The following is an 11996-nucleotide window of genomic DNA, read 5'->3' as shown; positions in this document are numbered from 1 at the left end:
GTTCTCCGGGACGGTCAGCGGCTCGGGATCTGGATGGTATCGCCCGGCTCGAGCCCGGCCAGGACTTCGAGCTGGCCGTCGTGGACCCTCCCGGTACGGATGTGCCGCAGCACGGCACGGCCCTGTTCGACGACGCGCACGCTCTCGATCTGGCCGATCCGCGTGACGGCGGCCGCGGGAATCAGCAGCACCTCACGCTGGCCGCAGGGCAGCTCCACGCTGGCGTAGGCGCCCGGCTGCCAGGCTGTGACATCCGGCAGGCGCGCCTTGAACCAGACCGTGCGCGTGGCGGGGTCGGCGGCCGGGGCGACTTCGTCCACCTCGACCGGGTAGACCTGTTCCGGCGCGCCGCCTGTTGCCGTCAGAGGCGTTCCGGCCCGCAAGGCGCCGGCACAGCGCTCGGCGACCGCGCCTTCGATCCGCAGCCTGCCGCTTTCCTGTACGGTCAGCACCGGCATGCCGGGCAGGGCGGTATCGCCGCGGTCGAGTTCGCGCGACACCACCGTGCCGTCGACCGGCGATTCCAGCTCGGTCTCGCCGAACAGCGAACCGGCCTCGGCGATCGCGTCCTGCGCCGCCTTCACCTGGGCGTTCGCGGCGCGGGCGGTGGCCTGGGCGGTCTCCAAGGTCTGTCGGGTGGCTGCCTCCTTGGCATAGAGGCTTTCACTGCGGATCAGCTCCGCGCGGGCCCGCACCGCCTCGGCTTCGGCGGCGGCCAGTTGCGCCCTGGCCTGGCCGAGCCGGGCGCTCAACTCCTTCGCTTCCAGCCGCGCCACCACCTCACCGCGCCGCACGCCGTCGCCGACCTTGCGGGTGATCTCGACGATGCGGCCCGCGACTTTCGGCGAGATGCGGGCGACGACCGGGGCAGACACGGTGGCCGGCCAGGCGGCGGTTTCCGCGATCGTCCGCGGCGCCAGGGTAAGGGTCTGTCCCGTCACCGGTACCGCTTGCTCCTCGGCAAGCAAGCCGGGCTCCGCCTTGCCGACGAAACCGCCCTCCATCCAGACCAGCATCAGGACCAGGGCCGAGACGGCGACTGCCGCATACAGCAGCGTCCTGCGGGAATTCGAACCGTGCGCTTCAGCGTGCATTGCTTTATTCCTTCTATCGATCTAGCGCCAGAAGCCGGATGCCTTCTTCAGGCTCGCCGTCGCCACTTCAACCGCATAGCGGGCGGCGATGGCGCGGGTCTGGGCCTGGGCCCGGTCGGCTTCGGCTTCGAGGTAGCGCGTCACTGTCGCCGCGCCTTCCCGGTATTGTTCGTGCACCAGCCGCAACGCTTCGTCCGCCGACCTGGCGCCGGCTTCCGCCGCATCCTTGCGCGACAGGGCTTCGTTGAGTTGGAGATAGGCTTTGCGCACTTCCTCCTCGATTTCCAGCCGGGTGCGCGTCTCCAGCGCCTGGGCTTCGCTCAGGCGTTTCTCGGCGGCGGCAATCCGGGCCGTGACCGCCCCCCCTGCGTACAGGTCGAGTTCGGCGTTGACGCCCAGGGTGACGTTGCCCTGCTCGGTGGAAAAACCCGGCGTCCTGCTGTTCTGGCCATAGGCGGCGAAGGCATTGACCCGGGGCAGCCTAGCGCCCTTCTCCATGTCGAGTTCGTGCTGGCGCATGGCGACCTGATGCGTCGCCGCCTGCATTTCCGGCCGTTGCGACAGGGCCTGGGCCAGCACTTTCTCCATGCCGTCCCCGCCCGCGGCTTCCCTGGCCACCGGCTCCACCGCCTCCAGATTGGCCGCCGACTCGCCACCGAGCAGGGTCTTGATGGCGGCGCGGGCGAGTTCCACCGAATTCAACGCATGGGTTTCGTTTTCGCGGGACTGGGCCAGCCGGACTTCCAGCGACAGCACGTCCGATTTGAGGCTGGAACCGGCCTGATGCCGGTGGCGCGTGTGTTCGAGCTCACTGGTGACCGCTTCCACCGATTTCTTGGAGACCTCGACCTGGCGCGGCGCTTCCAGCAAGGCGTAGTACGCCGCCGTGACGGCGGCCGCGAGCTGATTGCGCAGCGCCGAATGCTCCAGCTCGGCGACCTCGACGCCCAGCTCCGCCGCCTTCTTGCGGTAATAGTCCTGGCCGCCGCGGAATATCGACCAGGTGGTGAACACTTCCGGGCGGAAGTTCTCGACGTAGCCTGGATGGTTGATGTTCATGCCGAAATTGAAGCGGCGCTGGGCCACGACGTAGGAGAACGCCAGAGCGGGGTTGTCCGAATAGTCGTAACCGACGCGAGCGGTGAGGCGGGGATAGAACGCGGCCGTGGCCTCCTCGACGCTGGCCTGGGCCTGCCCGAGCCTCGCCTCGGCGGCATGAATGTCGGGGTTCTTCTCCCAGGCCAGTTCGATGGCCTGCTGCAAGGTCAGGCGGGATTTGCCCGATTCGGCGGATAAGGCCTGTGGACTCCCGAACGCGAGCGCTACGAGCGGAACGAGGACCGGAGAGAACCGCATCCGGAAACGGGCAGACCTGATTTCTATCGAATGCATGGGTGCGACGCTGCGTGTCGATGTCGACGGCTCCCTGCGGGAAGCTCTTTCCGAATGATAGCCAGTTCCATGACATGGAACCACCAAGCCCGATAATATATCTTGAGCTTGATATGAATTTTAGCAGTTGCTAATATTCTCGACAAGCGATCGGTACACGAGCAGACTTTTCACGCCCGATCGTCAACAGCGTTACCAAACAACACCATCAATCACGCAGGCGAACTGCGCGGGAGGAAACCCAATGGCTCGAATCGTCATACTCGGCGCCGGCATCGGCGGCATCCCCATGGCCCTGGAAATGAAGCACCTCGCCCGGAAAAAGCAGGACGAGGTCGTGGTCATCTCCGACAGCCCCACGTTCCACTTCGTGCCTTCCAATCCCTGGGTCGCGGTGGGCTGGCGCAAGCCGGAGGACATCAAGGTCGAACTCGCCCCCATGCTGAAGAAGCGCAAGATCGAGTTCATCCAGCAGAAGGCGACCAAGGTCGATCCGGCCAACAACCGCGTCGAACTTGCGGACGGAAGCTCGGTGAACTACGACTTCCTGGTCATCGCAACCGGCCCACGCCTGGCCTTCGACGAAGTACCCGGCTTCGGCCCGCACGGCCACACCCAGTCGGTGTGCCACGTCGACCACGCCGCCGAGGCCCTGGAGTTCTGGGATGGCTTCGTCAAGGACCCCGGCCCGATCGTCGTCGGCTCGGTGCAGGGCGCCTCCTGCTTCGGCCCCGCCTATGAATATGCCTTCATCGCCGACACCGACCTGCGCCGCCGCAAGATCCGCGACAAGGTGCCGATGACCTTCGTCACCTCCGAACCCTATATCGGCCATCTCGGCCTGGGCGGGGTGGGCGACTCCAAGGGACTCCTCGAAAGCGAGATGCGCGACCGCCACATCAAATGGATCACCAATGCCAAGGTCGACAAGATCGAGGATGGCAAGATGTTCGTCACCGAGGTCGACGACGACGGCAAGGAAAAGAAAAAGCACGAACTGCCGTTCAAGCACTGCATGATGATCCCGGCCTTTACCGGCATCGACGCGGTGCGCGGCATCGAGGGACTGGTCAACCCGCGCGGCTTCGTCATCGTCGACGAACATCAGCGCAACCCCACCTTCAAGAACGTCTATTCGGTCGGCGTGTGCATCGCGATTCCGCCGCTGGAACAGACCCCGGTGCCCACCGGCGTGCCCAAGACCGGCTACATGATCGAGTCCATGGTCACCGCCACCGCGCACAATATCCGCGCCGAACTCGACGGCAAGGAGCCCAGCTTCAAGGGCACCTGGGCCGCGCTGTGCCTGGCGGACATGGGCGACACCGGCGCCGCCTTCATCGCCCAGCCGCAGATCCCGCCGCGCAACGTCACCTGGGCCAAGAAAGGGCGTTGGGTGCATCTGGCCAAGATCGCCTTCGAAAAGTACTTCATCCGCAAGGTGAGGAAAGGCATCAGCGAGCCCATCTATGAACGCTTGGGCCTCAAGGCCCTGGGCATCGTCCGGCTGAAGAACTAAGCTATTCGGTCCAGCGCCCGCGCATCCAGGCGGGCGCCCCAGCCCGGACCCTTCCGCCATGACTTCCGACCGCACATTCCTTCCGCTCGACATCGCCGTACTCACGGTTTCCGACACCCGCACCGAAGACAACGACAGCTCGGGGAAGATACTGGTCGAACGCCTCACCGAGGCCGGCCATCGTCTGGCCGAGAAATGCATCGTGCCGGACGACGTCTACCGCATCCGGGCGGTGGTCTCCAGGTGGATCGCCGATCCCGGCATCCAGGCCGTCATCAGCACCGGTGGCACCGGCGTCACCGGCCGCGACGGCACCCCAGAGGCCATCTCGGTGCTGTTCGACAAGACCCTGGACGGCTTCGGCGAGGTGTTCCGCGCCGTCTCCTACCAGGAAATCGGCACCTCCACCATCCAGTCGCGGGCCATCGCCGGCGTCGCCAATGGCACCTACATCTTCGCCCTCCCCGGCTCCTCCGGCGCCTGCCGCACCGCCTGGGACCACCTCATCCGCCCGCAGCTCGACTCCCGCACCCGGCCCTGCAACCTGGCCGAACTGATACCGCGGCTGGGGGAAAAATAAGCGAAAAACCGGGCATCCGGCCTCATCGTCGGACCTCCCCCCAACGCCCCCATGCAAATCGACGCGGACAATCGCATTGGCATAGACTGAACTCCCGAGCAGGGGCCGAATCCGGCTTGCCGGTCGAAGCCTCGGTAAGGCGCTCGCCCCCCGCTTACCGCCGAGAGCCAAGCCCATGAAATCCACCGAGCGCTTGTTCCCCGCTGTCGGGCCGCAAGCCGCGGACACCTTCAAGACGCTGAAACTGCTGGCCCTGGTGCTGCTGCGCGAGTACCGCGAAGGCGGGATCAAGCATCGGGCGATGAGCCTGGTCTATACCAGCCTGCTCTCCTTGGCGCCGCTGCTGGCGGTGAGCTTTTCGGTGCTCAAGGCGTTCGGCGTGCACAACGAGATACAGCCGTTTCTGCTCGAAATGCTGGCTCCCTTGGGCGAAAAAGCGAAGGAGGTCACCGATAACATCATCGGCTTCGTCGGGAACATCCAGGTAGGCGTTCTGGGCTTCGTCGGCTTTGTGATGCTGTTCTACACCGTGGTGTCGCTGCTGGAGCAGATCGAAGACAGCTTCAATCACATCTGGCGGGTGTCCAGGACGCGCCCGCTGTACCGCCAGTTCAGCGACTACCTCAGCATCGTCCTGATCGGTCCGGTACTGCTGTTTTCCGCCATCGGCATCGCGGCCTCGATGAGCCGCATGGACATCGTACAGCGGCTGATCGCTCTGGAGCCTTTCGGCACGGCCTACTATCTGGCCGGCATCGCCCTGCCCTATGTGCTGATCGTCGCCGCCTTCACCTTCGCCTATTCGTTCATACCCAACACCACGGTGAAATGGCGGCCCGCGCTGGCGGGCGGGCTGTTCGCCGGCCTGAGCTGGAAAGCGACGGGCTTTCTGTTCGCCGAGTTCACGGTCAATTCCGCCCATTACAGCGCCATCTATTCCGGCTTTGCCGTCATCCTCCTGTCCATGATCTGGCTGTACCTCAGTTGGCTCATCCTGCTGCTGGGGAGCGTCGTCTCCTTCCACATCCAGTTTCCCCACTATCTCGGCTACGGCGGCCGGCGGCCCCACCTGAGCCCACAATCCCAGGAACGCCTCGCCCTGCTGCTCATGATCCTGATCGGACGGAGCCACGCGCGCGGCGCGCCCGCACGCACGCTGCCCGACCTGGCGGATCAAGTGAACCTGCCTTGGGAAGCGGTGGCGGACCCGCTGGAATGCCTGAAACGGCACGGCCTGCTGTTAAGCGTGAATGGCGAGCAGAAAGCTTACGTTCTCGCGCGGGATACCGATGCGATCCTGTTGAGCGAAGTGGTGGAGGCGGTGCGAACCGCGGGCGATCAGCCGGTTCTGATGCTTCAAGACGAACCCGACGTCGTCCGGGACATCCTGGCCGCCATCGACCGCAGCCCGGAAACGACGCTGGGAAACCGCAGCTTGCGGGACGTCGTTCGGATCGGCGGATAGCACCTCCCGGACACGTCCCGCATCCGCCTGTCCCGGCTACCTGAGCGGCAGAAATACGTCGGTGACCGCCGGGTGAACGACTCCGGCCGAAGCAACCCTATGTCATCCGACTTTATTAACGCTCACTGGAAATCCCTGGACTTTACCACCAACCCGTCCAGCCATTTTCCGATATCTTCCAGCCGCCCGGCGACGAGGTGCAATACGCCTTCTTCCTGCTGCACGGTGCCGGATACCGCGAGGAGCTGGGCATACAGCAAGGGGCGGCGTTGGGCCTGGGCGGTGGCGGGCCAGACGATGAGGTTGATCTGGCCGGTTTCGTCCTCGATCGTGACGAAGGTGGTGCCGTTGGCGGTCATGGGGCGCTGCCGGCAGACCACGAGACCGGCGACGCGGGCGATGGCGCCGTTCCTCACCTGCCATAGCGCTTCGGCGGTGCGGAAGCCGTGGCGGTCCAGCCGTTCCCGCAGCAAGCTCAAGGGATGGCGGCGCAGGCTGGCGCCGGCGGCGGCGTAGTCGGCGATGACGTCCTCGGCTTCGCCCGGTTTCCTCAGCAAGGGCTCGGCTTCCGTGAATTGCGGTTCGGCATGGAGCGGGGTCGGCGCTTCCACCCCGGCGGCTTCCCAGAAGGCGCGGTGACGGTGGCCGCCGAGTCCGCGCAGGGCATCGGCGGCGGCCAGCGTTTCCAGTTCGCGGCGGTCGAGCCGGGCGCGGGTGGTTAAATCCTGGACGCTTTGGAACGGTCCCTGCCGGCGGGCTTCGCTCAGGCGTTGCGCCGCAGCGGATGAGAATCCGTTGACCAGGCGCAGCCCCAGCCGAAGGGCCGGAACGGGCGAGTCAGCCGGCTCCAGCGTGCCATCCCAGTCGCTGTGGTTGACGTCGATCGGGCGCACTTCGACGCCGTGGCGGCGGGCGTCCTGGATGAGCTGGGAGGGGCCGTAGAAGCCCATCGGCTGGCTGTTGAGGAGGGCGCAGGCGAAAGCGGCGGGATGGTGGCACTTGAGCCAGGCCGAGACGTAGGCCAGGAGGGCGAAGCTGGCGGAATGCGACTCGGGGAAGCCGTATTCGCCAAAGCCCTGGATCTGGCGGTAGATCTGGCGGGCGAAGCGCTCTTCGTAGCCGCGCTCGCGCATCCCGTCCATCAGCTTCTTTTCGAACGGCTCCAGCCCGCCCTTGCGGTGCCAGGCGGCCATGGCGCGGCGCAGTTGGTCGGCTTCGCCCGGCGTGAATCCGGCGGCGACCATGGCCAGTTGCATCACCTGTTCCTGGAAGATCGGCACGCCCAGGGTCCGCTTCAGCACTTTCTCCACCTCGGGGCTGGGGTAGGACACCGGCTCCAGCCCGGCCCGCCGACTCAGATAGGGATGCACCATGTCGCCCTGGATCGGTCCGGGCCGGACGATGGCGATCTGGATCACCAGGTCGTAGTAGCTGTTGGGACGGAGCCTCGGCAGCATGCTCATCTGCGCCCGCGATTCCACCTGGAACACGCCGATGCTGTCGGCCCGCTGCAGCATCTCGTACACCGCCGGGTCTTCCGGGGGGATGTCGGCCAGCGCGAACGGCCGGCCCCGCCCTTCGCCCACATAGGCCAGCGCCTTGCGGATCGCGGTCAGCATGCCCAAGGAGAGGACGTCGACCTTGAGCAGCCCCAGCGATTCCAGATCGTCCTTGTCCCACTGGATCACGGTGCGCTCGGGCATGGCGGCGTTCTCCACCGGCACCCAGTGCGACAGGTCCTCGGCGGCGATGACGAAGCCGCCCACGTGCTGGGACAGGTGGCGGGGAAAACCCACCAGCACCTGCACCAGGGCCAGCAGACGCCGCACCGCCGGGCTTTCGGGCGCGAGCCCGGCTTCGGCCAAGCGCTCCGGCAGCGTCGCGGCGACGCCGTGGCGATCGAGCACCCGCGCCAGGGCATCGATCCGCGACGGCGAAAAGCCCAGCGCCCGGGCGACGTCGCGCACCGCGCTCCTGGTACGGTAGGTGATGAGGCTGGCCGCCAGCGCCGCCCGGTGGCGGCCATACTTGCGGTAGATGTACTGGATGACCTCCTCGCGCCGCTCGTGCTCGAAATCCACGTCGATGTCGGGCGGCTCGTTGCGCTCCTTGGAAATGAAGCGCTCGAACAGGAGATCGAGCCGGGCCGGGTCGACCTCGGTGATCCCGAGGCAATAGCACACCGCCGAATTGGCCGCCGATCCCCTGCCCTGGCACAGGATGCCGCGGCTGCGGGCGAACTGGACCACGTCGTGCACGGTCAGGAAGAACGGCTCGTAGGCCATGGCGCCGATCAGTTCCAGTTCGTGCTCGATCTGCCGCCGTACCTTGTCCGGCGCGCCTTCCGGCCAGCGCCGCGCCATGCCTTGCCGGGTCAGCTCGCGCAGCCAGGCGATGGCCGTGCAGCCGTCCGGCACCAGCTCGGCCGGGTATTCGTAGCGCAGCTCGTCCAGCGAAAACCGGCAGCGTTCGGCGATGCGCAGCGATTCTTCGAGCAGCGCCCGTGGATAAAGCCGCGCCAGGGTCTCGACGGGACGCAGATGGCGCTCGCCGTTCGGAAACAGTGCGTAGCCGAGTTCCGCCAGCGGCTTGCCGAGACGGATGGCGGTCAGGGTATCCTGCAGCGGCTGGCGCTCGCGGACATGCATGTGGACGTCGTTGCAGGCGACGAGGGGCAGCCCCAGCCGCTCGCCCAGCGCCTGCAGGGTGGATAGGCGGCGGCCGTCCTCGCCGCTCAGGAACAGCTCGACGCCGATCCAGCAGCGGGCCGGGAACAGTCGTGCCAGCCAGCCTCCGGTTTCGGCATCGGACGCGTCCTCCGGCAGCCAGATCGCGAGGCACCGGTCGAGCGCGTGGGTTTCGAGCTGGCCGCGGAGCAGCCGGTATTCCCCTTTCTCCGCCGCCCGCCGGCCCAGGGTGATGAAGGCCGCGAGCTGGCCGTAGCCACAGCGGTCGGTCGCCAGCAGCACCAGCTTGGGACCGCCCTCCAGGCGGAATTCGCTGCCGATGATGAGCTTGAAGCCGAGCGTCTTGGCCTCGGCATGGGCGCGCACCGCCCCGGCCAGCGAGCATTCGTCGGTGAGCGCCAGGGCCGCATAGCCCAACCGGGCGGCTTCGGCCACCAGTTCCCCGGGATGCGAGGCCCCGCGCAGGAAGCTGAAGTTGCTCAAGGCATGCAGCTCGGCGAACATCGGTCTCAGCCGAACAGGCCGTGCCAATGCCAGGGCCCCGCCGTCCCGGTGTCGCGGTAGATCCACAGCCGCGCCCCGGCGCCGTCGACCGCCACGTGATAATCACGCCGCACCGGCCCGCCATCCCACCAGCCGGTTTCGATCCTCTCGCACTCGGGCAGGATACGGATGTCCCGCCGGGACAAAAGCCGAGGCCGAGGCAGCAGCCACAGCGGCCGGGGCGACCGCGCGGTCTCGCCGCTGCGGGACGCGTTGCCGGATTCCGTCCGCTCCGGCCGGTGATCGGCGCGGAGCACAGGCTGGCGCAGGGCCTGCGGTCCCAGCCGGGCCTGGAGGCGGTCGAGCAGCTCGTCCCAGCCCTCCCCGCCGGCCGTTTCGGGCGTGAACAGGTCCGTCCTCGGCAGCGTGAACGGCTGGAGGCCGGCGCTTCGCAGCAGCATGCCCCGGACCGGGCCGGGCAGCGCCAGCCGATCCAGCCGCTCGCGCAGCAGGGCTGCGAATTGCCCGGCCTCCCGTCCTGCCCGGCGTAGTCCCAAGCAAACCCGCGTCGGCGCGGCGCGGGCATGCCGCAGTTCGAGTTCCAGCCCGGCGGCGACGGCATCGCGGCTCCGCAGGAAAGCCTCGAATTCCGCCAGCAAAGCTTCGACCAGCGGGAAGACCCGGGTCAGGTCTTCGGTTTCCATCGCCAGTTCTCGCTCGGCGCGGAACCGCGGCGGGGCATGGAACTGCCGCAGCGGCTGGGGCCGGCTGCCCGCGGCCTCGTCCAGCCGCCGCAGCAGATCGCGGCCATAGCGGCGCGCCAAGCCGTCCCGCGGCATGCGCCAGAGATCGCGCAGCACCCGCAGTCCGGCACGGGCCAGGCGCCCGGTGAGCTTATCGTCGATGCCCAGCGCGGCGATGGGCAGATCGCCCAGCACGGAACGCAACGCCCCGGCCTCGAGTACCGGCGCCGGGCACCCTGCGCGCGCCAGCAGCCAGGCCGCCGCGGGCGTCGGCGCCAGACCGCATTGCACCGCGTGGCCATCCGCCGCGCAAGCTTGCCGCACCTTTTCGGCCAGTGCCTCCGCCCCGCCGAACAGCCGGAGGCTGCCGCGGACCTCCAGCTGGAGGGTGGCCGGGAAGTCCAGGCTGATCCAGGGGGTGAATCGCAGGCAGCGTTCCGCCAGCCGGGAAAGGGCGCGCCGCTCGGCCTCCGGATCACGGTTCACTGGCGCCAGCTTGGGACAGAGCGCCTGGGCTTCGGCCAAGACCATGCCGGGGACGACACCTTGCGCAGCGGCTGCCGCCGAAGCACCGTGAACCCGGAGCCGGCCGCCAGCGGCGTCGGTGACGGCGAGCGGTTCGGGCGCCGCGGCCCCCAAAGCCTCCAGCGCAAGCGCGGGGAAATGCAGCGCCAGCCAGAGCGGCGCGGCAACGGCCGCGGAGTCCTCGCACGGCGGCTCCGCCGGGAGAGATGGGAAATGGTAAGCGCGCGCCAGGGCCATGGCGCCCTCAGAGCATCAAGCGGACGCGCGCCCCGCCGAATCCGCCGCGAGCTTTGAGTATCCGCAGTTCCAGTCCGCCTTCGCAGATGCCGAGATTCAGGCGCAATGCCGCCGTCGTGCCGCAGGCGGCGCCGGCGGAGAACAGCATGCCGAGCGCGCCGCTTTCCGCCGCCGCCACTTGCAGGCGGCGCCAGACCGCGGGCGGCAGCGTCCGGGGCCAGGCCAGCACCAGCCCGGTTTCCGGATGGCGCAGCAGCAGTTCCATCGCCCAACCCAGATCCCGCCTGCGGTCCGCCACCGCCACCACCAGCATCCGCCCGATCTCGACCCCGGCCTGGACCAGCGCCGGCGCGTAAGGCTCGAACGGCGGCGCGACCCACACCAGCCGGCGGCCGTCGCCGGCGATGCGCCGCATCAGCGGCAGCAGCAACCGCAATTCGCCGATGCCCTGGACCGGCGCGACGATCTCGGTCAGGGCGCCCGCCGGCCAGCCGCCGCCCGGCAGCACCGCATCCAGCGCCGCATGGCCGCTGGGGATGACCGGCGCCCGCCAGGATTCCGGCCGGCGCCCGCGCCAGACCCGGGGGTCGCGCTCCAGCAGATCGGCCAAGGCGTCCGTTTTCCCGGCCATCAGCCCACCCGGGTACGGATCACGCCGACCACGACGCCCTCGATGCACAGCGGCTGACGTTCGAGATCGACGGCGATGACGGAAAACTCCGGATTGGCGGGCTCCAGATAGGCCACGGCGCCCTCCAGCCGCAGGCGCTTCACGGTCACTTCGTCGTGGAGGCGCGCCACCACGATCTGGCCGGAGCGGGCTTCCGGCGCCTGCTGCACCACCAGCAGATCGCCGTCGATGATGCCGGCGTCGCGCATGCTCATCCCTTCGACCCGCAGCAGATAATCGCCTTTGTGCTCGAACAGCTCCGGTCCCAGCCGGCAGTGGCGCTCGACTTGGGCTTCGGTCATCAACGGCCGCCCCGCCGCGACCTTGCCGATCAGAGGGAGGCCCATGTCCTCGGCCTTGGCGAGCAGGCGGATGCCGCGGGAGACGGAGGGGATCAGCTCGATCACGCCCTTGCGCTCCAGCGCGCGCAACTGCTCGCGCACGCCATGGGGCGAACTGACCCCGATGGCGCGGGCGATCTCGGCGATGGTGGGGGGAAAACCTTCGTCTTCCAGGCTGCGGCGGATGCAATCCAGGATTTCCCGTTGACGCGAGGTCAGAGGCTTCATGCTCGGCATACGAATACTGTTTTTATAAACAG

The 11996-nt window shown here is 67.8% G+C and carries 9 protein-coding genes; 3 read left to right on the top strand and 6 right to left on the bottom strand.

Features of this window, described 5'->3' with window-relative positions; translation table 11 throughout:
• Positions 1 to 14 precede the first annotated feature (14 nt).
• Positions 15 to 1094: an efflux RND transporter periplasmic adaptor subunit gene (locus GNH96_RS06600; protein WP_169602948.1), complete on the bottom strand. Its 1080-nt coding sequence runs from the start codon at positions 1092 to 1094 to the stop codon at positions 15 to 17.
• Between the two features lie 21 nt (positions 1095 to 1115).
• A complete protein-coding gene (locus tag GNH96_RS06595; RefSeq protein ID WP_228720049.1) occupies positions 1116 to 2450 on the bottom strand; it encodes a TolC family protein in 1335 nt (444 codons plus the stop codon).
• Between the two features lie 280 nt (positions 2451 to 2730).
• On the opposite strand from GNH96_RS06595, the gene GNH96_RS06590 reads away from it, so the two are divergent.
• The 3 genes from GNH96_RS06590 (at position 2731) to GNH96_RS06580 (ending at position 6050) form a co-directional block, all read left to right on the top strand.
• Entirely contained in the window at positions 2731 to 4005 is a 1275-nt protein-coding gene (locus tag GNH96_RS06590; protein ID WP_169602946.1) for an NAD(P)/FAD-dependent oxidoreductase, read from the top strand.
• A 58-nt stretch (positions 4006 to 4063) separates the two neighbouring features.
• The gene (gene moaB, locus GNH96_RS06585) at positions 4064 to 4585 is read left to right on the top strand and encodes a molybdenum cofactor biosynthesis protein B (protein WP_169602945.1); all 522 of its coding nucleotides are present in this window, start codon (positions 4064 to 4066) and stop codon (positions 4583 to 4585) included.
• A gap of 175 nt (positions 4586 to 4760) precedes the next feature.
• Positions 4761 to 6050, top strand: a complete 1290-nt coding sequence (locus tag GNH96_RS06580) for a YhjD/YihY/BrkB family envelope integrity protein (RefSeq protein WP_169602944.1) — start codon at positions 4761 to 4763, stop codon at positions 6048 to 6050.
• A gap of 122 nt (positions 6051 to 6172) precedes the next feature.
• Here the strand turns inward: GNH96_RS06580 and GNH96_RS06575 are convergent, their stop codons facing one another.
• From GNH96_RS06575 to lexA, 4 genes are read right to left on the bottom strand one after another with little or no spacing between them, the layout of a single operon-like run.
• The gene (locus tag GNH96_RS06575) at positions 6173 to 9241 is read right to left on the bottom strand and encodes an error-prone DNA polymerase (RefSeq protein ID WP_169602943.1); all 3069 of its coding nucleotides are present in this window, start codon (positions 9239 to 9241) and stop codon (positions 6173 to 6175) included.
• 5 nt (positions 9242 to 9246) lie between these two features.
• Entirely contained in the window at positions 9247 to 10725 is a 1479-nt protein-coding gene (locus GNH96_RS06570; protein ID WP_169602942.1) for a Y-family DNA polymerase, read from the bottom strand.
• Positions 10726 to 10732: 7 nt separating this feature from the next.
• Entirely contained in the window at positions 10733 to 11356 is a 624-nt protein-coding gene (gene imuA / locus GNH96_RS06565; protein ID WP_169602941.1) for a translesion DNA synthesis-associated protein ImuA, read from the bottom strand.
• Positions 11356 to 11964: a transcriptional repressor LexA gene (lexA, locus tag GNH96_RS06560; protein ID WP_169602940.1), complete on the bottom strand. Its 609-nt coding sequence runs from the start codon at positions 11962 to 11964 to the stop codon at positions 11356 to 11358. Before lexA ends, imuA begins: the two co-directional genes overlap by 1 nt.
• Between the last annotated feature and the right edge of the window lie 32 nt (positions 11965 to 11996).

Source organism: Methylococcus geothermalis, assembly GCF_012769535.1.
Classification (GTDB): Bacteria; Pseudomonadota; Gammaproteobacteria; order Methylococcales; family Methylococcaceae; genus Methylococcus; species Methylococcus geothermalis.
The sequence above is the reverse complement of the archived record's forward strand: the minus strand, read 5'-3'. Positions and strand labels throughout refer to the sequence as shown.